We start from the raw sequence: 24208 nt of genomic DNA on the forward strand, positions 1-24208 counted from the left end.
CCTGTGTTCAGGCCTTGCGGCAAGGCGGGCGGCGGGCCGCGATGGCGAAGGCTTCCTCCAGCGCGGTTCCCATGGCGGCCAGGGTGAAGCGGCCATCGACATAGGCACGTTGGGCGGCCGAACGCTCGGCCCACAGGGCGTCGTCCTCCAGCAGCAGGCGCACCTGTTCGGCGAATTCGGCCGGGTCGTCCGTCACGCCGGCGACCTGCTCGACATCCGGCAGGCCCTGGGCGCCGGTGCTGGTCATGACCAGCGGCACGCCGGAATGCAGGCCCTCGACCACCTTCATCTTCACCCCCGCGCCGAAGCGCAGCGGGCAGAGCGTGACGCGGGCGGCGGCATAGCGGCGGGCCAGTTCCTCGTCGCTGACGAAGCCCGTGACTTCCGTCAGCGCATCGGCCAGGCCCTTCACCTCGTTGGTGGGGTTGGAGCCGACGAGCGAGAGCCGGAGACTCGGGTGGCGGGCCCGCAGCAGGGGCATGATCTCGCGCACCAGCCACTGGGCGGCGTCCACATTGGGCGAATGGCCGAAGCCCGCCACGAACACCACGCCCGAGCGCCCTTCGAGCGGCAGCGGCCCCTGGGCCGCCGGCGGCAGGGCATAGGGAACGATGCCGAGGGCCGGCACCTGCGGCTCCAGCCGGCGGACCTCGGCGGCCTCGTCCTCGCTGGGGTACAGCACCAGGTCGACCGCGCGCCACACGGCGCGCTCGGCCTCCAGCATCTCATCGGCCTCACGCAGGGCGGCGCTGTCCTGGCGGGCCTCCGCCTCCCGCCGCATGCGGGCGAAATGCAGGTCATGGCCATAGAACACCACCGGAGCGGTGCAGTACTGCCGGATCAGCGCCAGGCACTCTGCCGCGACATGCGGGCGCGACAGCAGGACCTCATCGATGTCCGCGCCGTTCTGTTCCAGGAAGGGCCGCATGTGCCCATACCAGGGGTTGTGGAACACCTGGATGCCCATCTGCTGCAGCGCTTCCAGATAGCCGGGCGTGGCATAGCCGTTCAGCGGCCAGAACTTCACGATGCGCCCGCCGGCCTGCAGCGCCTGCATGAAGGCCAGCATGGTGCGGGAGCCCGCATCGCGGTCGGGCTCGGGCAGGTTGTTGTCGATGACCAGCGTGATGCGGCGGTCGAAGGCACGGTCGCGCGCGCGCATCACATGGGTGCCGTTGGGGTAGTGCCGCCCCAGCTCCGGCGCCCAGCGGGCCAGCAGCTTCTGCGTGTTGGCCACCTGATAGGCCTTCAGCCCCGCATTCACGTCCCGGCCGTGGCTGATCCCCTCGTAATGGATGACCTTCGCCTCGGGCTGGTACAGCACCTTCATGCCGGCGGCGCGGATGCGGAAGGCGAGGTCGCTGTCCTCGCAATAGGCCGGCACGTAGTGCTCGTCGAAGCCGCCCATGCGGTTCCACACCTCCAGCGACAGCATGATCGCGGCGCCGGAGATGTAGTCGGCCTCACGCACGTAATTGTAGTCGGGGCGCGTCGGGTCGTCCCGGTGGCCGTAGTTCCAGGCCGAGCCGTCCTGCCAGACGATGCCGCCTGCCTCCTGCTGGTAGCCGTCGGGATACAGCAGCCGCGCGCCGACCATGCCCGCATCGGGGTGGGCGCGCAGGGTGGCCACCAGCGCGTCGATCGCGCCCGGCATCACCTCGGTGTCGTTGTTCAGCAGGAAGATGAACTCCCCGCGCGCGTGCTTCGCCGCATCGTTGCAGGACAGCAGGAAGCCAAGGTTCTTCTCGCGCTCCAGCAGGCGCAGGCCGGGCACGTTCCGCAATTCCGGGATGCGGCGGTCGCCGGAGGCATCCTCGGCCACCAGCACCTCGATCGGCGTGCGGGGCGGGAATTGCGCCAGGCTGTTCAGGCACAGCAGCGTGTAGTCCACCTGGCCATAGGTCGGGATCAGCACCGTCACCACCGGCGTGTCGCTGACCGTGAGGCGGATGGCCTCCGCCTTCGGCACGTCCTTCAGCGCGGGCAGGCCCAGTTCCTGGCGCAGGGGGCTTGGGCGCCGGGGCAGCCGCAGCCCGACACGGGACAGCAGATAATCCAGCCGGGCGAGCAGCGGCTCCTTGCGCTTGCGCAGTTCCGGGCCAAGTTCACCGGCGAGCGTCCAGCGCAGAACCAGCCGCGCACGACGGATCTGCCGCGAGAGCCAGCGCTGGCCCGGGCGGGGGGGCGGTGCATCCGGAGCCGGCATGACAGGCAACGTGGCGTTCAAGGCTGCATAGTCCTGGTCATTAAGCAAAGCGGATGGCGCGAAGGCGAGCCGATGTCCAGCCCCGCAACCAGAAGTAACTGTCAGCTATCCCAAGGCTTTGCGTCAGCAATGCGGCCGGACGGGCAGAGCTTGCGCCGATTTCATGAAATCAGGGTGTTATCGGCGCGGGCTAATCCACCCGCGCACCGGAAAGCCGCACCACCTCGGTCCAGCGCTCCATGTCCGCGCGCATGAAACCGGCGAATTCCTCACGGCTGGTGGGCCAGGGCTCGGCACCGCCCTGGCGGATGCGGGCAGAGACCGCGGGGTCGTTCAGCGCGGCGACGGCCAGGGCGTTCATGCGCTCCAGCACCGCCTCCGGCGTGCGCATGGGCGCGACCAGCCCGAACCAGGCGCGCACGTCGAAGCCGGGGGCCACCGTCTCGGCGATGGTGGGCACCTCCGGCGCGCTCGGCCAGCGGGCGGGGGTGCTGACGGCCAGCAGCTTCAGCCGCCCCTCCCGCACATGGGACATATAGAGGGGGATGTTGTCGATCACGACCGTGACCTGCCCCGCCAGGAAGGCCGGCATCAGCGGGCCGGTGCCGGCATAGGGCACATGCACCATGTCCACCCCGGTGCGCAGCTTGAAGTATTCCTGCGTGACATGGGGCGAGGTGCCGTTGCCCGGCGACCCGCAGTTGAAGGTGCCGGGCCGCGCCTTGGCGAGCGCCACGAACTCCTCGACCGTGTTCACGGGCACGGAGGCATGCACGAACAGCCCGTTCGCCACCACCGAGATGCCGGAGACAGGGGCGATGTCGCGCATCACGTCATAGTTCAGCCGCCCGGCGCGCAAGGCCGCGCCGGCGGTCATGGAGATGGAGGTGGACAGCATCGTGTGCCCGTCATCGGTCCGGGCCAGCATCTCATTGGCCAGGGTGCCGCCGCCGCCCACCCGGTTTTCCACCACCACCGGCGCGCCGAGCGCGGCCTGGAAGCGTTCCGCCAGCAGCCGGGCATAGACATCGGGCAGGCCGCCGGGGGGAAAGCCGCACAGCATCCGAACGGGGCGGGTGGGCCAGGCGGGCTGGGCCAGGGCGGGGGCGGCCAAAGGGGCAACCAGGCCTGGCAGGCTGGCAAGGAACAGGCGGCGCGACATCGGACTCTCCCCGGACATGGACTGGCGGCATGGAAGCACGCCCCCGCCGCGCCGGGGTGGGGAAATTCAACTGCTTCCGGCCGGAACCGCCTGATTTCCGGGCAGAGTCCGGACGCGGCCGCCCCCGCGGTGTTCGCCGGCGCTAATCGCGCCCGCGCAGCCTGAACGCCACCAGTGCGAAGCTGCCGCAGGCCAGCGCCGCGAAGAAGGCCAGCCCGTGCGGGGGCAGCCCCTCCATCATCGCCCCGGCCAGCAGGGGGCCGGCGAGCGCCCCGCCACCCCAGGCCAGCCCCATCACGGCATAGATGCCCACCAGCTCACCGCCCTGGAATCGGCTGCCGACCACGGCCAGCATCACCGCATAGATGCCCATGAAGGCCCCGCCCCAGAAGAACAGCAGCGCATAGGCCGCCCAGGCCCAGCCCAGCACCAGCGGCCAGGCCAGTCCGCCCAGCGCCGCCAGCACGGCCAGCCAGCGCACCAGCACCATCCGGTCCATCTTGTCGCCCAGCCAGCCGATGGGCAGCTGCAGCAGGATCGCGCCCACCATCATGCAGGTCATCAGCGCGGTCGCATCGGCCTCGGCCCAGCCCAGGCGCACCGCATACAGCGCCAGGAAGGACAGCCCCGCCGTCTCGATCGCGGCATTCAGCACGGTGGCGGCCATGGCCAGCGGCGCCAGGCGGAAATAGCGCAGCGGCCCGCCATGGGCCGGGCGGTCGAACACGGGCGCCGTGACGCGCGGAGAGGCGATGAGCGCCATGGCCGCCACCGCCAGCCCCGCGCCGATCAGCCAGGGCGCCATGCCGCCCCGCCCCACCACCGAGAGGATGAACGGCCCCGCCGCGAAGCCCACGGACATGGCCGCGGTATAGGCCGCCATGGCACGCGCCCGCGTTTCCTCGGCGCTGAGGCTGTTGATCCAGGTCTCGGAGAGGACGAACAGCACCTCCGCCGCCACGCCCAGCAGGAAGCGCAGCGGGAACCACAGCCACAGGTAGGGCAGCGCCGGCATGCCCAGCAGCACCAGCGCCGCCAGGGCCAGCGCGCCCAGCACCATGGGGCGCACCCCCAGCCGCATGACCACGCGCGGCAGGAACATCGCGGTGGTCAGCACGCCCAGCGCATGCATGGCCGCATTGGCGCCGATCACGGCCTCGCTCAGATCACGCGCCGCCAGGTCCAGCGCGATCAGCGCGGCGGACAGGCTGTAGGTCAGCCCGAACATCATCGCGACCGTGGTGACGGCCACGCCGGAAAGCAGGCGGTTCATCGCACCCCCAGAACCAGGCGGAAGGCCCGGCGCAGGCGCTGGGCGGGATGGCTCTCATGCGGCTCCACCACTTCCCGCAGCGCCCGGGCGTAGTCCAGCACGGAACCGGGCGTCCAGGTAATGGAGGACGCGTGCTTGCGCAGGGCGGCCGCCGACCAGATGTCCGGGTTGCACAGCAGCCTGAGGATGCGCAGCCAGGGCCGGGGCGAGGCGAGCCGCCCCTCCAGCGCCGATTCCAGCGCGGCGGCCACGCAGATGGCGCAGTTGCGGTTGGAGGTGTTGTAGGTGTCGTCCTGCCGGTAGCCGGCCCAATAGGCCCGCAGCCGGCGCTCATCGTAATGGTGGAACACCAGCTGCTGGTCGGGCGGGCACCATTCCGCGATCTCGGCGGCCAGGTTCGGCAGGAAGCGGCCCGGCTGGTCGTTGTCGGCCGTGGCGCGCATCGTCAGCGCGAACTGGTCGGGGGCATAGGCCATCTCATTGGCCGGGTAGTGGCTGATATAGACGGGCCCCGCCTCCAGCGAGCAATGGCCGGTCGAGACCTTCCCCGTGCTGTCCATGGCCGCGACATAGCGGTTGATGACCGGCACGGTGGGCCTGACCCCGGCCGAGACCGCGGGCGTCCAGACATGGATGATCAGCGGATGCGAGGGCGCCGCGCCGTCGCTGCCGCCCAGCAGCACGGGCGCATTGTCCTGCCAGCCGCGCCCGCCGAAGACCGACAGCAGCAGGATGGCGGCCTCGGGTTCCAGCTGCCGCAGCTCCCACCCCATGCGCAGCAGCACATAGCCCGAGACGACCAGCAGCATGCCCACCGAAAACGGCACCACGCGCTCACCCGAAATCGGCCAGCCGACCAGGAACAGCAGGCCGAGCACGACCTCGATCGCGCCCCACAGCACCACGCGCCGCCACGCGGCGAAGCGCATCAGCTGGCCGCCGAAGATGCGCAACCCGCCATCCACGACGAAGGCGATGCCCACCAGCACCCCGGCCGGCAGGGGCGCGCCCGCCAGCTGGGCCAGGATGAGCCCCCCGCTGGTGGCCAGCGCCGCACCGCGTGCCAGATTCAGCCAGCCGCCGCTGCCCGGCACCCCGGGCATGGAGGAGACGGTGACCAGCAGCCCGTGCAGCAGCGTCAGCACCCCCAGCACCGCGGTGGTGGCCACCACCACCCCGTGGGAGGCATCGGTCATCATCACCAGGCCGAGTGCCAGCAGCACGACCGCCAGGGCCGCGATCACATACCATCTCCGGCGGAGGGAATCCGAACCGACCAGAAGAAAGACAAGCTGTCCCACGCGTCACCCTTTACCCGCCGACGCCAAAATAGCGGCGCCGGCGGGCCAGGAACAGCCGATCACAAGGCATTGATTCTCAGCGGGGTTCCCGCAGGTTCAACTGTTCGACCACCACCCGGTTCTCCTCGATCAGCGGCGGGATGCTGGCGGTGAAGGCGGCGGTGTCCAGATAGTCCACCACCATGCTGAAGCGCCGCAGGGTGGTCAGGTGCTCAGGGTCGCTCAGTGCCTCATGAAAGGCATCGTGGATGCGCTTCACCACCGCGGGGTCCATGCCCTTCGGCCCCGCGATGCCATAGGGGCCGGTCTGCACGATGTTGAAGCCCAGCTCCTTCAGCGTCGGCGTGTCGGGCAGGTTCTCGGAGCGCGCGGCGCCCCAGGTGCACAGCGCGCGCAGCCGTCCTTCCCGCACCAGCGGCAACCAGTCGGAGGAGGAGGCGATCGCCTCGACGGAGCCGTTCAGCACATTGGGAATGATCTCGGAGGAGCCGCGGAACGGCACATGGGTCAGTTCCGCGCCATGCAGCCGGGCCACCTGCTCCATCGTCACATGCGGGGTGCCGCCGGTGGCCGTGGTGCCGAAGGTGAAGCGGCCGGGATTGGCCTTGGCGTAGTCCAGCGCGTCGCGCAGCGTCCGGAAGGGGCTGTCATGCCGCACCGCCACGCCGAACACATAGCCCGTCAGCTGGATGATGTAGGTGAAGTCGGTCAGCGGGTTGAAGGGCGGGCGCGCGGCGACCAGCGGATAACGGAACACGCTGGAGGGCATCTGGCTCAACAGGTAGCCGTCCGCCGCGCGGTCATTGGCCAGGGCCTGGGCGCCCAGGATGCCGCCGGCGCCGCTGCGGTTCTCCACCACGATCGCCTGGCCCAGGCGGCGGGCCGCGCCTTCGCACACCACGCGCATCTGGCTGTCCGTCAGCCCGCCGGCGGCGAAGGGCACCACGACACGCAGGGGGCGGGTGGGAAAGGACTGGGCCAGGGCGGGCGCGCCCAGCAAAGGCGCGGGCAGGGTAAGCCCGGCCAACAGGGCACGGCGCGGCAGGCTGATGGGTGGCATGGGTTTCCTCGGCAATTGTCTTGTTGTTCGTACATCTTGGCATTCCCATGGGCCGAAGGGGAACATGCTCTCGACAGGAAAGGGCCTGGGGCGTAGCTTTGTTCATATTTGCTTTTCATGTTCATTATTGAACATTGCTTCCCATGACAGGGGCTCCCATGCAGCGCCTCACCATCGCCCAGACCGAACTGCTGCGCCGCCCTGGGCCCGGCCCGTCCCTGGTGCTGCTGCACGGCATCGGCAGCAATGCCGAAAGCTGGCTGCCGCTGATCCAGGCGCTGCCCACGGATTGGGACGTGCTGGCCTGGTGGGCGCCGGGCTATGGCGCCTCTGCCCGGGTGGCCTCCCCCACCCCCGCTGCCTATGCCGCGCGGCTGGCCGCCGTGCTGGAGGCGCTGGGCCTGCATCAGGTGGGTCTGCTGGGGCATTCCCTGGGCTGCCTGTTCGCCGGCGCCTTCGCCCGCCTGGCACCCGGGCGCGTGGCGCGGCTTGGCTTCCTGTCACCCGCGCTCGGGTATCGCGTGCCGGCCGGGGCGCCGCTGCCCCCCGCCGTGGCCGCCCGCATCGCCGATCTCGAGGCACTGGGCCCCGCCGAATTCGCCGCCCGGCGCGCCGCCCGGCTGGTGTTCGAGCCCGAGCGGAAACCGCAGGTGCTGGCCGCGGTGCGCGGCGCCATGGCCGCCGTGAACCCGCCGGGCTACGCCGATGCCGTCCATGCCCTGGGCGCCGGAGACCTGGCGGCCGACGCCGCCGCCCTGCCCTTCCCGGCCCTTGTCGCCGCCGGCGCCGAGGACGTCGTGACACCCCCGGCCAATGCCCGCGCGCTGCATGCCGCGCTGCCCGTGGGCTCGCCGCTGCATCTCATCCCCGGGGCAGGCCATGCCCTGCCGCAGGAGGCTCCGGCGGAACTGGCCGCCCTTCTGCACCCCTGGTTCGCCTGCCGAGAAGGAACCCGCCCATGATGCCCACGCGCCGCCACGCCCTGGCCCTGCCCGGCCTGTTGCTCGCCGCCCCGGCCTTCGCCCAGGCACCCGCCTCCCCGCCGGCGGATTTCCCACGCAAGCCGCTGACGCTGATCGCGCCCTTCACCCCGGGCGGGCCCATCGACATCCTGGCCCGCACCCTGGCGCAGGGCTTCCAGGCCCGCAGCGGCCAGACGGCGGCGGTGGACAACCGCGCGGGCGGCGCCGGCAACATCGGCATCGACCTGGTGCGCCGCGCAGCACCCGACGGCACGACCATGCTGGTCATCCCCGCCGGCAACCTGACGATCAACCCCACCCTGCTGCGCGGCCTGACCTTCGACGTGGAGCGTGATTTCGCGCCCGTCTCGATGATGGCGACCACGCCCAACATCATCCTGGCCAGCACGCAGTCGGGCATCCGCTCCGTCGCGGACCTCATCGCCAAGGCCAAGGCGAACCCGGGCGCCGTCACCTATGGCTCGCCGGGCGTCGGCAGCCAGCTGCACCTGGCGATGGAACTGCTGCGCAGCCGGGCGGACATCGACATCCAGCACGTGCCCTATCGCGGCACCACCCAGGCCGTGGCGGACCTGCTGAACGGCCAGACCCAGCTGCTGGCCAGCAACCTGCCCGTGGCCCTGCCGCTGGTGCGCGATGGGCGGGCCGTGCCCATTGCACTGACCACCGCCATCCGCACCCCCGCCCTGCCGGATGTGCCCACCCTGGCCGAGAGCGGCTTCCCGGGCATGGACGTCACCAGCTGGTACGGGCTGCTGGTGCCCCGCGCGACGCCCGCGCCGGTGGTGCAGGCCATCTCCGAACTGACCGAAACGGTGCTGCGCGCGCCTGAGACCGCGCCGGTCCTGGCCGCCCAGGGCATGGATGTGGTGTGCGAGGCGCCCGCCCCCTTCGCAGAGCGCCTGAAGCGCGAGACCGCCATGTGGGCGCGGGTGATCCGCGAGCGCGGCATCACCGCGGACTGAGCCCCGGCTTCGGGGGGCATCCGCCCCCCCTTCCCGGCCTCAGCCGAAGATGAAGTCGCCCGAGGTCAGGCCGGTCACGCCATACATGTCGATCCGGTCGGCGCCATGCGCCACCACCGTGCTGCCGCCCACCTCATAGACGGTCAGCTCGGCATAGGTCAGGCCGCTGCCGGTGAAGTCCAGCTTGTCGCCCTGGGCCACGCTGAAGCCCCAGATCTGGTCATAGCCCCAGCTGGCGGCCTCATAGCCGAAGGTGTCGGCGCCGCTGCCGCCCACCATCTGGTCGTCGCCCGCGCCGCCCACGAAGCGGTCATTGCCGCTGCTGCCGCGCAGGATGTCGTTGCCCGCGCCGCCGTTCAGCGTGTCGTTGCCCGACTGGCTCCAGAGCGTGTCGTCGCCGGTGCCGCCCGTCAGCACGCTGCCGATCGAGGCATTGGCGATCAGGTTGGTGCCGGTGGAGCCCGCCGTCAGCGCGGAGGCCGCGCCCACCAGATAGCCGTATTCGACATTGGCGCCGAGCGTGTAGCCCGTGACCGCCACATAGGCCGTGTCCGTGCCCTCGCCCGAAACCTCGGAGATGACGTCGCCCAGATCCTCGATCAGATAGACGTCGTCGCCCGTGCCGCCCATCAGCGTGTCGTTGCCGGCACCGCCGTACAGCACGTCATTGCCCGCGCCGCCGCCCAGCGTGTCGTCGCCGGCCCAGCCATAGAGCTGGTCGTCGCCCTCCCCGCCCGAGATCAGGTTGGCCACGGCACTGCCGTGGATCAGGTCCGCCAGGCCGCTGCCCGTCACGTTCTCGAAGCCCGCGACGCCGCCCGTGCCGGTGGCCAGCCCGTCCGTCAGGTTCACGCTGATGCCGGTGCCGGTCCAGTGGCTGTAGTCGAGCTGGTCGGTCCCGGCCTCACCGTCGCTGAGGCCCGTGATGGAGGAGCCGTTGCGGATCACGAGCGTGTCGTTGCCGTCGCCCATCAGGATGGCATAGGTGCCGCCCGTGCTGATGGTGCCGCTGTTGTCGATGGTGTCGTTCTGCGTGCCGACGATCTTGATGCCCAGCACCTGGGTGCCGGTGATCGTGCCCTCATTGATGATGGTGGTGGCGTAGGGCGCGTTGCCGGTCGAGCTGTCGTCGATCAGGATGCCGCGGCCCAGGCCGATGATGGTGGCCCCGGCGTAGTTGTGGATCAGGCCGCCACCGGCGGCCACGCCCTCGGCCGTGTTGGCATAGCCGTCGCTGCCGGTGCCGCCCGCGCCCGTGCCCTCGATGCGGCCGTAATTGTACAGGGTGATCTGGAAGTCGACGTCCACGCCGTCGCCGTCGCCGTCATTGATGCCGTCCGGCCCGCCGCCATCCGTGGCGCCGGGGGTGGAGCCGTTGATGTCCGACCCCGCGCTGTCGCTGAAATTGCCGCTGATGGTGCCGTAGTTGGTGATGGTGGCCGACCCGTCCGACCCCACGCCCGACCCGTTGTTGCCGGTGATGGTGGAACCCGCGCCGTTCGTGACGGTGAGGACCGACCCCACACCCGCATTCACGCCGTGCCGGTCGCCCGTGATGGTGCCGCCGGACTGGTTGACCAGCGTGCCGGTGCCGTTGTCCTCGAACTGCACGCCGTCCGCGCTGACGGTGTAGCCGGCGGCGGACCCGCCCGTGACGGTGCCGCCCGTGTTGGTGAAGCTGCCGGTGAAGATGCGCACCGCGTCATTCGTCTGCGCCGTGATGGTGCCGGTGTTCGTCACGGTGGAGACGAAGGTGCCGCCGCCGCCCGCCAGGTCCAGCGCCTGGCCGGTGGCGGAGGTGATGGTGCCGGCATTGCCGATGGCCAGCGTCGCCACGCCGGTGAAGGTCGAGGCCTGGACCTGGATCGCGTCGTCGACCGCGGTGATCAGCCCGCCCGCATTGTTGGTGATGGTGGCGTTGAAGGTGGTGGTGCCCACCCCCGTCTCCACGCGGATGGCGCGGCCGCCGGAATTGGTGTTCTCGATCGTGCCGGAGTTGGTGATCTGCCCGTTGCTGGTCGCTGCGTTGAAGCGGACGGTCTGGGCATTGTCGGCCACGGTGAACACGCCGCCCGCCGCCACGTTCAGGATGTCGGTGCCCGACATGTTGAGGCGCGTGGTGCGCGTCGTGCCGTTGGCGATGGTCGTGGTGGCCATGGGTATCTCTCCGGCGGGGCGCTGGCAGGCGGGTTCGTAAGGCGCGCGGACCATGCCCCCGCACGCTGTGCCGCAGAAGGCGCGGAAGGGCCCGATCGGGTGATGATTTCATGACATCGCAGCCTCACAGGCGCGCCCTTCCGCCCTTTCAAGGGCTTGTGACGGGGCGCCATGCCGCCTAGGTGATGGCCTGACATCCACGCCCGCGCGACCATCCGCGATGGAAACCATGACCGACACGAACCAGACGCCCCCCGAGGACAACCAGACCCCAGCCGAAGCGCAGACCGACGCGCAGGAACTGACCCCGGAACAGCGCATCCAGCAGCTGGCCGAGGAAGTGGCGGCCATGAAGGAAAAGTGGCTGCGCGCGGAGGCCGAGATGCAGAACCTGCGCGCCCGCTCGACGCGTGAGGTGCAGGATGCCCGCGCCTATGCCGTGCAGAAATTCGCCACCGACGTCGTGGAAGTGGCCGAGAACCTGCGCCGCGGCCTCTCTGCCCTGCCCGCCCCGGTCGAGGGCGAGGCCGAACTGCTGGGCAAGCTGCGCGGCGGCTTCGAGGGGGTGGAGAAGTCCTTCATCGCCACGCTGGAGCGCAACGGCATCAAGCGCGAGGACGCGACCGGCAAGGCCTTCGACCCCGAGCTGCACCAGGCGATGTCCGAGCAGCCGGCGCCCGAGGGCGTGGAGCCGGGTACCGTCATCCAGGCCTGGAGCTCCGCCTGGACGCTGAACGGGCGGCTGCTGCGCCCGGCCATGGTGGTGGTGGCGGCTAAGGCTTAGCCGCCAGCCGCCAGCCGCCGCAGGCAGGCCTCGAAGGCGCCCTCGCCCCGGAACACGGCGACGGCGCCGCCTTCCAGCATCAAATTGTCGGCCAGGCCGAAGGCCTCGACCTGCATGCCGTCCGGCACCACGCGCGGGGCATAGTCCCGCGTCTCCTCGGTCCAGCCCAGCACCGGGCGGCCCAGGGCGCGCATGAACCCCATCTCCCACGCCGTGCCGGCATCGGCCGAGGGGCCGCGGAAGGGCGTCATGTTCGCGATCATCGCGTCACAACCCCTGATATGCGCCTCATTGGCCAGGAAGATGCGCTGCCATTCCGGCGAATCGGCCGGGTAGAGCGGCGGCTCGGCAGGGTCGTCGAGCGGGAACACCCCTTCGAAGCCGAAGACGGCGCAGGCCGCCTTCAGCCGCGCGGCGCGTGCCGCGGCATCGGGGAAGAACACGTCGGGCCCGGCGAGATAGATGCGCATGAGGCCAGAAACCACGCCCGGGGGGATGCTTACAAGCCCGCGCCCAACCTCACACGTTCCGGTTGTGTACCGCCCGCCGCATTCCCGAGGCAGGGGGGTAGGCGCCGCCCGCATCGCGCCTATTGTGCGGTGCGTGAACACCCTTCCCCTGATCCTCGGCATGCTGGCCGCCTTCGCGCCGCTGTCCATCGACATGTACCTGCCGGCCATGCCCGAGATGGCGGCGGCGCTCGGCAGCGACACCGCTTCCGCCCAGGTCACGGTCGCGGCCTATTTCCTCGGCATGGCCTGCGGGCAGATCGTCTATGGCCCGCTGATGGACCGGCACGGGCGCAAGGCGCCGCTGTATTTCGGCGTGGGGCTGTTCGTGCTGGCCTCCGTCGCGTGTTCCATGGCGGGCAGCCTGCCGCAGATGGTGGCCTTCCGCGTGCTGCAGGCGCTGGGCGGCTGCGCGGGCATGGTCGTCTCCCGCGCCGTCGTGCGGGACGTGGCGCATCTGCGCGACCCCGTGCGGCTGATGGGCCGGCTGATGCTGGTGATGGGTGCCGCCCCCATGCTGGCGCCTTTCCTGGGCGGCCTGGTGGCCCATGTCGCCGGCTGGCGCGCCATCTTCCTGGTGCTGGCCTGTTTCGGGGGCCTGGCCCTGGCGATGGTGGCCTTCGTGCTGCCGGAGACCTTGCCCGAGGAGCGTCGCCGCCGCGTGCCCTTCTCCGCGGTGCTGACCGACTATGCCCGGCTGCTGACGGACTGGCGCATGCTGCGCCCGGGCCTGACCACCGGCTTCTGCTCCGGCGCCATGTTCGCCTACATCTCGGGCTCCCCCAGCGTGCTGATGGAGGTGCACGGCATCCCCGCCAGCCAGTTCGGCATCTGGTTCGGCCTCAACGCCTTCGGCCTGATCATGATGAGCCAGTTCACCGGCAAGCTGGCCGAGTGGCTGACGCGGGAAAAGCTGATCAGCTACCTCATGCTCATCCTGCTGGCCGATGCGGTGCTGCTGTTCGTGGCCAGCTGGCTGGGCGCGCCCTTCTTCGTCATCTTCGGCTGCCTGTTCGTCATCATGGCCTGCATGGGCATCGTCTTTCCGGTGAACACGGTGCTGGCCATGCAGCATTTCGCGCCGGTGGCGGGCACGGCCTCGGCCATCCTGGGCACATTGCAGTTCGGTATCGGTGCCGCGTCTGGCGTCGTTATGGGCGCCTGGAGCGACGGAACGGGCATGCCGATGGCATCCATGATGGTCATCTGCTTCACGCTGGCGGCCCTGGTCTGGTTCCGCCGTTGACGATTGCGTGGGCGGGCCTCAGCTTGCCCGCCCATGAACACGACCCGACGCGCCCTCGCGGGGCTGCTGGCCGCACCGGCCCTGGCACCCGCCTTCGCCGCCGCCCAGGCCCCCTACCCCACCCGGCCTATCCGCTTCGTCATTCCCTGGGCGCCCGGCGGCCTGAATGACCTGGTGGCGCGCTTCATCAATGAGCGCGTGGGCCAGCGCCTGGGCCAGAACATCGTCAACGACTTCAAGCCCGGCGCCGGCAGCCGCATCGGCGTGGGTGAGATCGTGCGCGCCGCCCCCGACGGCTACACCATCGGCATGGGCAACCTCGGCCCGCTGACCATCTTCCCGAACCTGGACCGCAACCCGCAATACAACGTGCTGCGCGACATCGCGCCGATCTGCATGTTCGCGGCCTCGCCCCTCGTGCTGGTGGTGAACAAGGACCTGCCGGTGAACAATGTGGCGGAACTGATCGCCTATACGCGCAGCCGGCCCGGCGGCCTCAACTACGGCTCGGTCGGGGTGGGCACCGCCCAGCACCTGCTGTTCGAGATGATGGGCACGGGCCGGAACCTGTCCATGACGCATGTGCCCTATCGCGGTGTCTCGGACAGCATGGTGGCCATCATGTCCAATGACGTGCAGGCCTTCTTCGACGCGCTGCCCAGCATGCTGTCGCCCATCCGCCAGGGCCAGGTGAAGCCCATCGCGGTGACGACGCCCGAGCGCGTGCCCCACCTGCCCGACGTGCCGACGATGAAGGAACAGGGCATCGATATCGAGGTGGTGACCTGGTACGGGCTGATCGCCCCCAAGGCGACGCCGGACGCCATCCAGTCCCGGCTGTACGATGCCTATACCGGCGTGGGGCGTGAGCCCGCGACCCAGACCTTCCTGGCGGAACAGGGGCTGATCTTCCTGGAGAACGCGCCCGGCGAATTCGCGCGGCGGATGGGGCCGGAGACGGAGCGTTGGGGGAAGATCATCAGGGATCATAACATCACCCTGGATTGATGTTCTTTTTTGGCAGTTTTAGGCTGCGCCGGAGGTGAAGGGGGCCCTTCACCTCCATGCCAATCGTCAACTTCTTTTCCTTCAGAAAAAGAAGAAGTCCTTACAGCTTCTCCGCCGCGAACGCCTCGACCAGTTCCCTGATCCGCTGCGGGTCGCTCTGTTCCATCACCCGCCGCGCCAAGCGCGCGCAATCGTCGATGGTCAGCCCACGCACCGCCTGTTTCACGCGCGGGATGGAGCTGGCGTTCATCGACAGGCTGCGCAGGCCGAGGCCCATCAGCAACGGCACGAACTTGGCATTGCCCGCCATCTCGCCGCAGACGCTGACGGGCATGCGCATGCGCAGCGCGGCCTCGGTCGCGAACTGCACCAGGCGCAGCACGGCGGGGTGCAGCGAGTCATACAGATGCGCCACCTCGGTTTCGGCGCGGTCCACCGCCAGCGTGTACATCGCCAGGTCATTGGTGCCGATCGAGAAGAAATCGGCCTCCAGCGCGATGGCATCGGCCGCCAGGGCGGCGCCCGGCGTCTCGATCATCACGCCCAGCGGCGGCAGCTTCTCGGGCAGGGTCTCACCGCGGCGGCGCAGGCGCTTGGCCACGCGCTCATAGATGTCGCGCGCCTGGGCCACCTCCTGCGGGATGGTCACCATGGGCAGCATCACGCGCACCGGGCCACGCACGGCCACACGCAGGATGGCGGCGAACTGCTCCTCCAGCAGCTCCGGCTTCTTCAGCAGCAGCCGCAACCCGCGCAGGCCCAGGGCCGGGTTCGGCCCGCCGGGCGCCGGCACGCCCTCGCCCAGCGCCTCCATGTCCTTCTCGCCGCCCCAGTCCAGCACGCGGATGGTCACGGCATCGCCGCCCATCGCCTCGACGATGGAGCGGTAGGCGTCGAACTGGGCGTTCTCGTCCGGCAGGCTGTCTCGGTTCAGGAACAGGAACTCGCTGCGCAGCAGGCCGATGCCCTGCGCACCCGCCTGGGCGATCAGCGGCAGCTCCGCCGGGATCTCCAGATTGGCCTGCAGCTCCAGCAGCTCGCCATCCGTGGTCTCGGCCGGCAGGCGGCGCAGCTTGGACAGCTTGGCCCGTTCGCGGGCATAGGCCGCGACCTTGTCCTTGGCACTGGCCAGCGTGGCCTCGCCGGGGTGCAGGGCGATGGTGCCGGCGCCGCCGTCCAGCACGGCGAAATCGCCGCGCTTGGCGGCCTCCGTCAGGCCCGCGCAGCCGACGATCGAGGGGATGCCCAGCGCGCGCAGCATGATGGCCGTGTGGCCGTCCGCGCCGCCGTCATCGGTCGCGACACCCGCAATGCGTGAGGGGTCGAGCAGCGCCGCATCGGCAGGCGTCAGTTCCTCCGCCACCAGGATGGCGCCTTGCGGCACCTCCTTGAAGGAGCGGAAGGGCGTGGCCGTCAGGTGCCGGATCAGGCGGCGCGCGATCTCGCGCACCTCGCCCGCGCGGCGCAGCAGGCCGGACTTGTCGTCGTCCTTGGCGTTCAGGATGACGGCCGCGATTTCCTCGCTCTCGTCCAGAACGGCGGTCTCTGCCGACAGAAGGGCATCGCCGATGCGCTTGCGGGCGCCGCGCAGCAGGCGCGAATTGCCCAGCATCATCAGATAGGCATCGAGCAGGGGCGCCAGCTCGTCCTCGGCTTCCTCGGGCAGGATGGCCAGGCGGGACTTCAGCTTCGTCACCTGCTTGCGCGCGGTGGCGGCGGCGCTGTTCAGGCGCTCGCGCTCGATCTCCACATGCTCGGCCTGGATGGCGCGGCGCGGGGCCTCGGCGGTGGGCTCGGTGGTGTCGTAGATGGTGCCGATGGCCATGCCGGGCGCCACCGGAATGCCGCGGTACAGCGCCTCCTTCGGCGCCTTCTTGGCGGGCTTGGCCTTGGACGGGGCGGGGGGCGCCGCTTCCACCGCCTTCACGGCGGGCTTGGCCTCGGGCTTCGTCTCGGGCTTGGGTTCTGGCTTGGCCTCGACCTTGGGCGGCATCGTCTGTTCCGGTTCAGGGCGCGGGCGCAGCAGGCGTCGCTCACGCAGTCACATGACAGCCCGGAGGAAAGGCTCCGGGGTTAGTCCTCGTGGAAGCCCGCTTCCACCAGCCCCGCCACGGCTTCCAGGGCCTCCTTCGCGTCCCAGCCCTCGGCGGTGATCTCGACTTCCGTCCCCTTGCCGGCACCCAGCATCATCAGCCCCATGATGGAACAGGCGGGCACCGCCTCTCCGTCACGGACGACGTGCATGCACGCGGAAAAGCGCTCCGCCTCGCTGACCAGCTTGGCGGCGGCGCGGGCGTGCAGCCCGCGGGAATTGATGATCTGAACCTTGCGCTTCAGCACATGGGCCCCCGGCATCTCAGGACAGTTGCAATCCTGCCCGGAGAATATGGCGCCAGTTGGGTCACTATTGATGTTCTGATCCATCACTTTCCGTTCCCCCGTGTAACGTCAGCTGCCATGCCGGCCACCTTGGTCATCCCCCTTGGCAGACAGGCTTCCCCGGCCCGTCGCCACCGGCGGTGATGTACTTGCGCCCCGCCTGTACCGCATGGTCGATGCATTCGCCCAGCGGTTCCACGCTGCGCAGCTTGGCCAGCTTCACCAGCATGGGCAGGTTGGCGCCGGCCACCACCTTCACCTTCCCGTTCGCCAGGGACAAGGCCAGGTTGGAAGGCGTGCCGCCCAGGATGTCCGTGATCAGCACCACGCCGTCACCGTCATCGACCGAGCCGATGCTTTCCTTGATCTGGCTGCGCTGGGTTTCCATGTCGTCGTCCGGGCCGATGCACACGGTTGCAACCCCGCGCTGCGGGCCCACGACATGTTCCATGGCCAACCGCAGTTCCTCCGCGAGCCGCCCATGGGTGACAAGAACCATACCGATCATGGGGTGTTGCTGCTCACTGCTAGGGGGGCTTCGCTCATAGTCTCGCCAAGGTCCGGGGCGACCCGTCACGGGCAGCCCCTTCGGGGGTGGAAGGGTGAGGTGGTTCCGGGATGGCGGGGGAGCCATCCGGGCAATGTTCTGAAACACGATCCGGGCGCGGGGCTGTAGCCCCTGCCACGCCGGACGGCAATTCCTGTCCGGCGGTTGACTGCATATGGTGATTGTGGGCGGCGATGTATTCCTTCGGGGGCTGTTCCCGATGCGTCAGGTTTACGCGCCAGCCATGTTCTGCCGCCATGCGTTCAAGATGCGCGGCCAGTTTTTCCGCAACGGCCACGGAACGATGCTTGCCGCCCGTGCATCCCAGGGCGATCGTCAAGTATTTCTTGCCCTCGAGTACATAGCGCGGCAGCAGCGGGTCCAGCAGCGCCGTGAAGTTGCGCCAGAAGCCCGGAAAGGCCGGGTCGGCCTCCACATGCGCCGCCACGCGCGGGTCCTGCCCGGTCAGCGGCTTCAGCGCCGGCACATAATGCGGGTTGGCCAGGAAGCGCAGGTCAAAGACCAGGTCGGCCTCGCGCGGCAGCCCCTTCGGAAAGGCGAAGGACATCACCGTGATCGCGAGCCCCGGCGCGCCGTCGGGGCGGAAGCGCTCCTCCATCTTGAGGCGCAGCTGCGGCAGCGGCAGCTCGGAGGTATCGACCAGCAGGTCCGAGGCCTCGCGCAGGGGGGCCATCAGGGCGATCTCGCGCTGGATGCCGTCCTGCACGCGGGTGCCCAGCTCCCCGCCCGGGGCCAGCGGATGGCGGCGCCGCGTCTCGGAATAGCGGCGCAGCAGCACGCTTTCCTCGGCGGCGGCGAACAGCAGCGTCACGTCCAGGTCGGGGCGCAGGCGCAGGCGTTCGATCACGATCAGCAACTCGGCGGGCTCGAAGCCGCGGCTGCGGGTATCGACCCCCACCGCCACCGGCAGCGCGCCGTCGCCCAGCACCGATTCGAGCATCGCGAGCGGCGGGTTGTCCACCGTCTCGAAAGCCATGTCCTCCAGCATGTTGAGGATGGAGGCACGCCCCGCCCCGGCCAGGCCGGTGACAATGACGACGGGGCGGCGGGCGGTCATTGCGCGAGGAAACCCGCGCGCATGCGGTGCCGGCCGGTGGCGGCGGCCAGGGCCCAGGCGGCTTTCTCGACGGCTGCGGGGTCAGTCGCATCCAGGGCGCAGCGGGGCACCTCGATACCCAGCGCCTGCCAGCAGCGCGGTTCCGGCAGGCGGGGAATGGCGGCGGCGGGCGTCAGCTCCGCCACCAGCGCGACAGGCGCGCCGGCATGTTCCAGCCCTTCATAGATACCGAGGCCCCTGATCTCCAGCAGGCCCGCGCCCTCGGCGGGGGCGGCGGCGTATAGGGCGCCCTCGCGCGCTTCCAGCACCACGCGGTCATCCGCGACGAGGGACCAGCCGTTCCCCATCAGGCGCAGTGCCAGAGAGGATTTGCCGGCGCCCGGCGCGCCAAGAAGCAGCACCGCCGCACCCCGGAGGGAGACGCAGCTTGCGTGAAGGCGCATGGGCGGGGGTCCGGTGCTTGCCTCATTCGGGGCGGAAATATGGCGCAATAATGGTAACGACGGAAGTGTTCCGCGACTCAACCCATGCGTGTGCCGTTTCGGGGCCGGCGGGGCTTGGCCGCGCGCCCTGCCCCTGGCATGCCGGGGCATGGCCATCACGCGCTCTCACATCCAGTCCGCCCACACGCGCATCCGCGCCGACATCCGCACCACCCCGGTGCTGGAACTGCCCGAGGGCGTGTTCGGTCCCGCGCTGAACCTGAAGCTGGAGCTGACGCAGGTGACCGGCAGCTTCAAGCCGCGCGGCGCCTTCAACCGCCTGCGGCTGGCGGGTGACCTGTCGCATGGGGTGGTCGCGGCCTCCGGCGGCAATCACGGCGCCGCCGTCGCCTATGCCGCGCAGGCGATGGGCGTGCGGGCGGACATCTTTGTGCCTGAGGTCTCGGCACCCGAGAAACAGGCGCGCATCCGCTCCTATGGCGCAAACCTGGTGGTGGGCGGCGCGCGCTATGCCGATGCGCTGGCGGCCAGCCAGGCGCATCGGGACATGACCGGCGCGCTCGAAGTCCACGCATACGACCAGCCCGAGGTGCTGGCGGGGCAAGGAACGGTGGCGCTGGAATGGGAAGCCCAGGCCCCGCGCCTGACGCATCTGCTGGTGGCCGTGGGTGGCGGCGGGCTGATCGGCGGCATGGCCGCCTGGCACGCCGGCTGCGCGACCGAGGTAATCGCGGTGGAGCCCGAGACCAGCTGCGCCCTGCATGCGGCGCTGGCCGCGGGCAAGCCCGTCGAGGTGCCGGTCTCCGGCGTCGCGGCCGACAGCCTGGGCGCGAAGCAGGTGGGGGCGGCCATGTTCCCCATCGCCGCCCAGAACATCCGTACCAGCGTGCTGGTGGCCGACGACGCGATCCGCGCGGCCCAGGCCCGGTTGTGGGAAGCCGCCCGCATCCTGGCCGAGCCCGGGGGTGCGACGGCGCTGGCCGCGCTGCTCAGCGGCGCCTGGGTGCCGCCCAGGGGCGCGCGCGTGGGCGTGCTGGTCTGCGGCGGGAATACCGCGATCGGGTGACTACAGCGCGAAGGTGACGCGGCCCTCGGCATCGATGGGCCAGGAAGCGTTCCACGCGATCTCCCAGGCGTGGCCGTCAGGGTCGGCCACATAGCCGCGATAGCCGCCATGGGGCGGCTCGTCGCCCGGGCGCAGCACCTGCGCGCCGGCCGCGGCCAGCTTCGCGATCAGCGCATCCACCTCGGCCGCCGAGCCCACATTATGCGCCAGGGCGAAGGCGCCGGGCGAGGCCAGACCACCGCGTCGCATGTCCTCCTCCAGCGCGGCCTTCGCCCACAGGCCCAGGATGAAGCCGTTCATCTGGTAGAAGGCGATGTCGTCGTGCTCGAACACCGGCTCCCAGCCGAAGCCCTCGCGGTAGAAGCGCTTCGAGCGTTCCACATCCTGGATGCCCAGGGTGATCAGCGACATGCGGTGCGACATGACGGTCAGCTTCTCGGCACGAAGAAGGGCGTGCTTTCCAGCTCCGGCTCGTCGAAGGCCTCCAACTCCTCGCGCAGCTTCGCAAAATCCTCGCGGAACAGGCCGCGCAGGATGGCCAGCGCCACGCGCTCCCCCGCGATGGCCACGGCCGGGATGTCGCTGGCGATGCCGCCGAAGCTGGTATGGGCGCCGTAGTTCAGCAGATGGATCTGCTTGAGTTCAGGCGGCGCGCCCAGGTCGCGCGGCAGCAGCTCGAACCCCGCCCCCAGATAGGGAAAGGCCGCCAGGTCATGTCGCACCAGCTCGGGCGGCGGCACATAGCGGTCGGCCCAGCGGGCGATATGCGGGGCGAAGGCTGACAATTCCGGCACCCGGTCCATATCGACCAGGAAGCCGGTGCCGACGATCAGGAAGTCATGCACGCGCTCGCTGCCGTCGGCGAAGCGCATTACGACCTTGTCGCCCTCACGCCGGACAGAGGCGGTGGGCATGTCCAGGTGGATGTTCACGCCCAGGCGCATCACCCGGTGCACCGTCTCATGCGGGGGTGGGGCCTGCAGGTCCTGGATATAGGTCATGACCTGCCAGCGGTCCTCGTCCGGCAGTTCACCCCAGCCATGGTGATAGGCGCTGCCGGTGCCGCGCCCCTTGTTGATCTGCGGCAGCACCTTTCGGCGGACATAGACATCCGCGCTGGCCGCGCCGTTGATCATCGCCACCGCCGCGTTGTCGAGCGCCGATGGCCCCGCGCCGATCACCGCCAGCGACTTCCCGCGCAGCGCGGCGAAATCGATCATGTCGTTGGTGTGGGCCGCGAGGTGGGGGCGCATCTCCTCCGGCACGAAGCCGGGCCAGAACATGCCGCCCACCGCGCCGCGCCCGGTGGCCAGCACAACGCGGCGGGCCAGGATGGGCTCCCCGCTGTCGGTGACCACGCGCAGCAGCCCGTCGGCCGGCTGGATGGACTTCATGGTCACGCCGTGGCGGATGGGCAGGCGCAGCATGCGCTGCAGCCAGCCGAGATAGTCCTGCCAGTCCTGGTTCGGGATCTTGTACAGCGCGTTCCAGGCATCCAGGCCGAAGCTCGCCTCATGCCAGGCGCGATAGGTCAGGCTCGGGATGCCGAAACAGGGGCCCGTGAGGTTCTTCGGGCTGCGCAGCGTCTCCATCCGCGCATAGGTCACCCAGGGGCCTTCCTGGCCCGCGGCGGCGGCCTCCAGCACCTCGATGTTGCGGATGCCCTTCAGCTTCAGCGCGCCGGCGGCGGCGATGCCGTTCATGCCGGCGCCCACCACCACCACGTCGCGCACGCCCGGCCGGCGCGGCACCCAGTCCTTGGCCGGCAGGTTCAGCATCTCAAGGTCGCGCCGGACCGCCTGTTCGAGGGCGGCGAGACCGAGGGGCGGGCTATGGTTCATGGTGCGTTGCAATATCCACCCTTCGGGGCCGGCTTGTCCACGCGCCCGATTCCATGACGTAACTGTTGATCCAGGGCAGACAGATCCAGCCCGTCCAGCAGCGGGTTCACATCCAGCGCCCCGCCCGAGGCCGCCGCCAGCGCCGTGGCGCAGGCCGCCGTGACGGGCATGGCCACGCCCTGGGCAGCCGCCAGCCGCAGATAGAAAACGAGGCCATAGGGCACGTCCTCCGTCACGTAGCGGTTGCCGAGGTCGGTGGGGCCATAGACCGCGCCGCGCCCGGCGGCGATGGCGGCCGCCATCTCATGCATCGGGCCCAGCGGCACGCCGTTCGCCCGGTGCAGCAGGGTGGGCAGGCTCGGCACCTCCAGCCCGAAGCTGGCGGCGAGCGCCGCGCGTTCGGCATCCATGGCCGTCATCATGCGGCAGGCGGCCTCGGTCATCATCTCATATTGCGGCCAGGCCTCGCGCTTCTCGATGCGCGTCAGGTTGGTCAGGGCCAGCACGCCATGGATGATGGGGTTGGAGCCGACCAGCGCCACGGCCAGCGCGTCCCGCACCGGGATATAGCGGTTGCCGAACAGGGTTTCGGCCAGCGCAGCCATCTCGGGCGCGCGGTCCGCCGGGATGGCCGCGATGTCCAGCGCGCTGCGGATCATGGCCACGCGCACGCGGTCCGGCGCGGTGCGGCGGCCGCCGATGGGCGTGGTGCCGAGGCAGCCCACCGGCGCGCGGTGGCCGTGGCCCGCCATCAGCGCCTCGAAGGCCAGCGGCGCGAGCGACGACGCGGGCGAGATCAGCAAAGGCACATGGGCCGGCAGCGCCGCCGCGATGCGCGGCAGCAGGGCAGGAAAGGCATAGGCCGGCACGGCCAGCACCGCGGCCTCCGCATCGCCCAGCGCATCGGGCAGGTCGCGCGCGACGCGTAGCGGAAAGCGGCCGGCCAGCAGCCCCTCGGCCTCGATGCTGTCGCCCAGCCCGGCGGTTCCGGCGCCGGAGGGCGACCAGATCGCCACCTCATGCCCGCGAGAGGCCGCCAGCGCCGCGATACCCGGGCCCACCGCCCCTGCCCCCAGCACCGCCAGCCGCATCGCGCATCCCTTCTGCTCGCGGCATGAGCATCGGCACCGCCGTGCGCCCTGTCCAGCCGTGCGGAATGTCTTTCCCTCCATGCGGCGGGCACGACAGAATGGCGCCGCATCAGGAGCTTGCCATGGCCGAGACCACCCGCCGCGTGCTGCTTTCGACCGTCCTCGCCACGCCGGCGGCGGCCATGGCGCAAGGGCTGCCCGCGGGCTGGCCCGACCATTCCCTGCGCATGATCGTGCCGGCGGCCGGCGGCGGCGGCACGGCCGACACCATCGCCCGCATCCTGGCGCAGGAGCTGGACAAGCGCCTGCCCCAGCGCACGCTGGTGGACAACCGGGTGGGTGCCAACGGCAATGTCGGCGCCGCGCTGGCCGCGCGGGCCGCGCCGGACGGCTACACCATGCTGTATGGCTGGGCCGGCACGCTGGCCACCAACCCGGCCATGTACCGGGACCTGCCCTTCGACCCGCTGCGGGACTTCGAGCCCTGCATCCTGATCGGCAACGTGCCCAACATCCTGGTGGTGACCAACGGCATGGGCGTGCGGGACCTGGCGGGCTTCACCGCCTATGCCCGTGCCCATCCCGGCCAGATCTCCTTCGGGTCGTCGGGCAATGGCAGCTCAATGCACCTGGCGGGAGAGATGTACCGCCAGGCCACCCACACCGACATGGTGCATGTGCCCTACAACGCCGTGGCCCAGGGCATCAACGACCTGATCGCGGGGCGCATCCAGGCCATGTTCAACCTGGTGACTGGGGTGCAGAACCAAGTGAGGGCCGGCATGCTGACGCCCATCGCGGTGCTGAGCGACCGCCGCGCCCCTGCCCTGCCCGATGTGCCGACCGCCGCCGAGCTGGGCATGCCCGGGCTCGAATTCGGCACCTGGTTCTGCCTGATGTTCCCGCGCGGCACGCCGCAGCCGATCGTGGCCGCGATGAACCGGCTGGTGAACGAGATCCTGGCCGATGAGGACGCCAAGACCCGGCTGGCGGCACAGGGGCTGGATATCCTCGGCGGCCCGCCGCAGCGCCTGACGGAGTTCCTGACCGCCGAGATCAGGCGCCACGGAGAGCTGGTCCGGGCCTCCGGCGCCAGCATGAACTGACGG

General features: G+C 70.2%; 22 protein-coding genes. 7 read left to right on the plus strand and 15 right to left on the minus strand.

Going from position 1 to position 24208, the window contains the following annotated elements; all coding sequences use genetic code 11:
• Nucleotides 1-7: 7 nt before the first annotated feature.
• From EOD42_RS01090 to EOD42_RS01110, 5 genes are all read right to left on the minus strand, one after another.
• A complete protein-coding gene (locus EOD42_RS01090) occupies nt 8-2206 on the minus strand; it encodes a glycosyltransferase (RefSeq protein WP_127785208.1) in 2199 nt (732 codons plus the stop codon).
• Nucleotides 2207-2396: 190 nt separating this feature from the next.
• Nucleotides 2397-3368, minus strand: a complete 972-nt coding sequence (locus EOD42_RS01095) for a Bug family tripartite tricarboxylate transporter substrate binding protein (protein ID WP_164867723.1) — start codon at nt 3366-3368, stop codon at nt 2397-2399.
• Between the two features lie 142 nt (nt 3369-3510).
• On the minus strand, nt 3511-4641 hold the full coding sequence (locus tag EOD42_RS01100; RefSeq protein WP_127785210.1) for an MFS transporter: 1131 nt from the start codon (nt 4639-4641) through the stop codon (nt 3511-3513).
• Nucleotides 4638-5885, minus strand: coding sequence for an HdeD family acid-resistance protein (locus EOD42_RS01105; RefSeq protein WP_127785211.1), 1248 nt, complete (start codon nt 5883-5885; stop codon nt 4638-4640). Before EOD42_RS01105 ends, EOD42_RS01100 begins: the two co-directional genes overlap by 4 nt.
• A 133-nt stretch (nt 5886-6018) precedes the next feature.
• A complete protein-coding gene (locus EOD42_RS01110) occupies nt 6019-7002 on the minus strand; it encodes a Bug family tripartite tricarboxylate transporter substrate binding protein (RefSeq protein WP_164867724.1) in 984 nt (327 codons plus the stop codon).
• Between the two features lie 158 nt (nt 7003-7160).
• Here EOD42_RS01110 and EOD42_RS01115 point away from each other — a divergent pair, with 158 nt between their 5' ends.
• Complete coding sequence (locus EOD42_RS01115) at nt 7161-7964, plus strand: alpha/beta fold hydrolase (RefSeq protein ID WP_127785213.1); 804 nt, start codon at nt 7161-7163, stop codon at nt 7962-7964.
• Entirely contained in the window at nt 7961-8950 is a 990-nt protein-coding gene (locus EOD42_RS01120) for a tripartite tricarboxylate transporter substrate binding protein (protein ID WP_127785214.1), read from the plus strand. The genes EOD42_RS01115 and EOD42_RS01120 overlap by 4 nt, the downstream gene beginning before the upstream one ends.
• Before the next feature lie 39 nt (nt 8951-8989).
• Here EOD42_RS01120 and EOD42_RS26470 read toward each other — a convergent pair whose 3' ends face one another.
• The gene (locus EOD42_RS26470; RefSeq protein WP_127785215.1) at nt 8990-11107 is read right to left on the minus strand and encodes a beta strand repeat-containing protein; all 2118 of its coding nucleotides are present in this window, start codon (nt 11105-11107) and stop codon (nt 8990-8992) included.
• Between the two features lie 229 nt (nt 11108-11336).
• On the opposite strand from EOD42_RS26470, the gene EOD42_RS01130 reads away from it, so the two are divergent.
• A complete protein-coding gene (locus EOD42_RS01130; protein ID WP_240654748.1) occupies nt 11337-11891 on the plus strand; it encodes a nucleotide exchange factor GrpE in 555 nt (184 codons plus the stop codon).
• On the opposite strand, the gene EOD42_RS01135 is transcribed toward EOD42_RS01130, so the two are convergent.
• Nucleotides 11888-12361: a nucleoside 2-deoxyribosyltransferase gene (locus EOD42_RS01135; RefSeq protein ID WP_127785217.1), complete on the minus strand. Its 474-nt coding sequence runs from the start codon at nt 12359-12361 to the stop codon at nt 11888-11890. The genes EOD42_RS01130 and EOD42_RS01135 overlap by 4 nt on opposite strands.
• Nucleotides 12362-12494: 133 nt before the next feature.
• Between EOD42_RS01135 and EOD42_RS01140 the strand changes: the two genes are divergently transcribed.
• Nucleotides 12495-13646 (plus strand): multidrug effflux MFS transporter, encoded by a 1152-nt coding sequence (locus tag EOD42_RS01140; RefSeq protein ID WP_164867725.1) that lies wholly within the window; start codon nt 12495-12497, stop codon nt 13644-13646.
• Between the two features lie 33 nt (nt 13647-13679).
• Nucleotides 13680-14654 carry a Bug family tripartite tricarboxylate transporter substrate binding protein gene (locus EOD42_RS01145; protein WP_127785219.1) on the plus strand — a complete coding sequence of 325 codons (975 nt, stop codon included), beginning with the start codon at nt 13680-13682 and terminating at the stop codon, nt 14652-14654.
• Between the two features lie 100 nt (nt 14655-14754).
• On the opposite strand, the gene ptsP is transcribed toward EOD42_RS01145, so the two are convergent.
• The 5 genes from ptsP to EOD42_RS01170 all read right to left on the minus strand — a co-directional run bounded on the left by ptsP (nt 14755) and on the right by EOD42_RS01170 (nt 19101).
• Complete coding sequence (gene ptsP, locus EOD42_RS01150) at nt 14755-16647, minus strand: phosphoenolpyruvate--protein phosphotransferase (RefSeq protein WP_206020213.1); 1893 nt, start codon at nt 16645-16647, stop codon at nt 14755-14757.
• A gap of 80 nt (nt 16648-16727) precedes the next feature.
• Complete coding sequence (locus tag EOD42_RS01155; protein ID WP_127785220.1) at nt 16728-17009, minus strand: HPr family phosphocarrier protein; 282 nt, start codon at nt 17007-17009, stop codon at nt 16728-16730.
• A 118-nt stretch (nt 17010-17127) separates the two neighbouring features.
• Nucleotides 17128-17541: a PTS sugar transporter subunit IIA gene (locus EOD42_RS01160; RefSeq protein WP_127785221.1), complete on the minus strand. Its 414-nt coding sequence runs from the start codon at nt 17539-17541 to the stop codon at nt 17128-17130.
• Nucleotides 17542-17575: 34 nt separating this feature from the next.
• A complete protein-coding gene (gene rapZ, locus EOD42_RS01165; protein ID WP_127785222.1) occupies nt 17576-18658 on the minus strand; it encodes an RNase adapter RapZ in 1083 nt (360 codons plus the stop codon).
• Entirely contained in the window at nt 18655-19101 is a 447-nt protein-coding gene (locus tag EOD42_RS01170; RefSeq protein WP_240654750.1) for an HPr kinase/phosphorylase, read from the minus strand. Before EOD42_RS01170 ends, rapZ begins: the two co-directional genes overlap by 4 nt.
• A 148-nt stretch (nt 19102-19249) precedes the next feature.
• Between EOD42_RS01170 and EOD42_RS01175 the strand changes: the two genes are divergently transcribed.
• Entirely contained in the window at nt 19250-20167 is a 918-nt protein-coding gene (locus EOD42_RS01175; RefSeq protein ID WP_127785223.1) for a threonine/serine dehydratase, read from the plus strand.
• On the opposite strand, the gene EOD42_RS01180 is transcribed toward EOD42_RS01175, so the two are convergent.
• Genes EOD42_RS01180 through EOD42_RS01190 form a run of 3 tightly spaced genes read right to left on the minus strand, consistent with a single transcriptional unit; the run spans nt 20168 to nt 23099 of the window.
• Nucleotides 20168-20578 carry a VOC family protein gene (locus EOD42_RS01180; protein ID WP_240654752.1) on the minus strand — a complete coding sequence of 137 codons (411 nt, stop codon included), beginning with the start codon at nt 20576-20578 and terminating at the stop codon, nt 20168-20170.
• 17 nt (nt 20579-20595) lie between these two features.
• Entirely contained in the window at nt 20596-22008 is a 1413-nt protein-coding gene (locus tag EOD42_RS01185) for an NAD(P)-binding domain-containing protein (protein WP_127785225.1), read from the minus strand.
• The gene (locus EOD42_RS01190) at nt 22005-23099 is read right to left on the minus strand and encodes an NAD/NADP-dependent octopine/nopaline dehydrogenase family protein (protein ID WP_164867726.1); all 1095 of its coding nucleotides are present in this window, start codon (nt 23097-23099) and stop codon (nt 22005-22007) included. Before EOD42_RS01190 ends, EOD42_RS01185 begins: the two co-directional genes overlap by 4 nt.
• Before the next feature lie 122 nt (nt 23100-23221).
• On the opposite strand from EOD42_RS01190, the gene EOD42_RS01195 reads away from it, so the two are divergent.
• Nucleotides 23222-24205: a Bug family tripartite tricarboxylate transporter substrate binding protein gene (locus EOD42_RS01195; RefSeq protein ID WP_127785227.1), complete on the plus strand. Its 984-nt coding sequence runs from the start codon at nt 23222-23224 to the stop codon at nt 24203-24205.
• Nucleotides 24206-24208: the final 3 nt, after the last annotated feature.

It is taken from the genome of Rhodovarius crocodyli (assembly GCF_004005855.1).
Classification (GTDB): domain Bacteria; phylum Pseudomonadota; class Alphaproteobacteria; order Acetobacterales; family Acetobacteraceae; genus Rhodovarius; species Rhodovarius crocodyli.

What these genes read in the sequence shown, in the direction of transcription:
- EOD42_RS01090 (WP_127785208.1), bottom strand. Translation starts at nt 2,206, where the DNA reads ATGCCGGCTCCGGATGCACCGCCCCCCCGCCCGGGCCAGCGCTGGCTC.
- EOD42_RS01145 (WP_127785219.1), top strand. Translation starts at nt 13,680, where the DNA reads ATGAACACGACCCGACGCGCCCTCGCGGGGCTGCTGGCCGCACCGGCC.
- EOD42_RS01115 (WP_127785213.1), top strand. Translation starts at nt 7,161, where the DNA reads ATGCAGCGCCTCACCATCGCCCAGACCGAACTGCTGCGCCGCCCTGGG.
- EOD42_RS01190 (WP_164867726.1), bottom strand. Translation starts at nt 23,099, where the DNA reads ATGCGGCTGGCGGTGCTGGGGGCAGGGGCGGTGGGCCCGGGTATCGCG.
- EOD42_RS01180 (WP_240654752.1), bottom strand. Translation starts at nt 20,578, where the DNA reads ATGTCGCTGATCACCCTGGGCATCCAGGATGTGGAACGCTCGAAGCGC.
- EOD42_RS01185 (WP_127785225.1), bottom strand. Translation starts at nt 22,008, where the DNA reads ATGAACCATAGCCCGCCCCTCGGTCTCGCCGCCCTCGAACAGGCGGTC.
- EOD42_RS01095 (WP_164867723.1), bottom strand. Translation starts at nt 3,368, where the DNA reads ATGTCGCGCCGCCTGTTCCTTGCCAGCCTGCCAGGCCTGGTTGCCCCT.
- EOD42_RS01110 (WP_164867724.1), bottom strand. Translation starts at nt 7,002, where the DNA reads ATGCCACCCATCAGCCTGCCGCGCCGTGCCCTGTTGGCCGGGCTTACC.
- EOD42_RS26470 (WP_127785215.1), bottom strand. Translation starts at nt 11,107, where the DNA reads ATGGCCACCACGACCATCGCCAACGGCACGACGCGCACCACGCGCCTC.
- EOD42_RS01175 (WP_127785223.1), top strand. Translation starts at nt 19,250, where the DNA reads ATGGCCATCACGCGCTCTCACATCCAGTCCGCCCACACGCGCATCCGC.
- EOD42_RS01195 (WP_127785227.1), top strand. Translation starts at nt 23,222, where the DNA reads ATGGCCGAGACCACCCGCCGCGTGCTGCTTTCGACCGTCCTCGCCACG.
- EOD42_RS01170 (WP_240654750.1), bottom strand. Translation starts at nt 19,101, where the DNA reads ATGCGCCTTCACGCAAGCTGCGTCTCCCTCCGGGGTGCGGCGGTGCTG.
- EOD42_RS01130 (WP_240654748.1), top strand. Translation starts at nt 11,337, where the DNA reads ATGACCGACACGAACCAGACGCCCCCCGAGGACAACCAGACCCCAGCC.
- EOD42_RS01155 (WP_127785220.1), bottom strand. Translation starts at nt 17,009, where the DNA reads ATGCCGGGGGCCCATGTGCTGAAGCGCAAGGTTCAGATCATCAATTCC.
- ptsP (WP_206020213.1), bottom strand. Translation starts at nt 16,647, where the DNA reads ATGCCGCCCAAGGTCGAGGCCAAGCCAGAACCCAAGCCCGAGACGAAG.
- EOD42_RS01100 (WP_127785210.1), bottom strand. Translation starts at nt 4,641, where the DNA reads ATGAACCGCCTGCTTTCCGGCGTGGCCGTCACCACGGTCGCGATGATG.
- rapZ (WP_127785222.1), bottom strand. Translation starts at nt 18,658, where the DNA reads ATGACCGCCCGCCGCCCCGTCGTCATTGTCACCGGCCTGGCCGGGGCG.
- EOD42_RS01120 (WP_127785214.1), top strand. Translation starts at nt 7,961, where the DNA reads ATGATGCCCACGCGCCGCCACGCCCTGGCCCTGCCCGGCCTGTTGCTC.
- EOD42_RS01160 (WP_127785221.1), bottom strand. Translation starts at nt 17,541, where the DNA reads ATGATCGGTATGGTTCTTGTCACCCATGGGCGGCTCGCGGAGGAACTG.
- EOD42_RS01135 (WP_127785217.1), bottom strand. Translation starts at nt 12,361, where the DNA reads ATGCGCATCTATCTCGCCGGGCCCGACGTGTTCTTCCCCGATGCCGCG.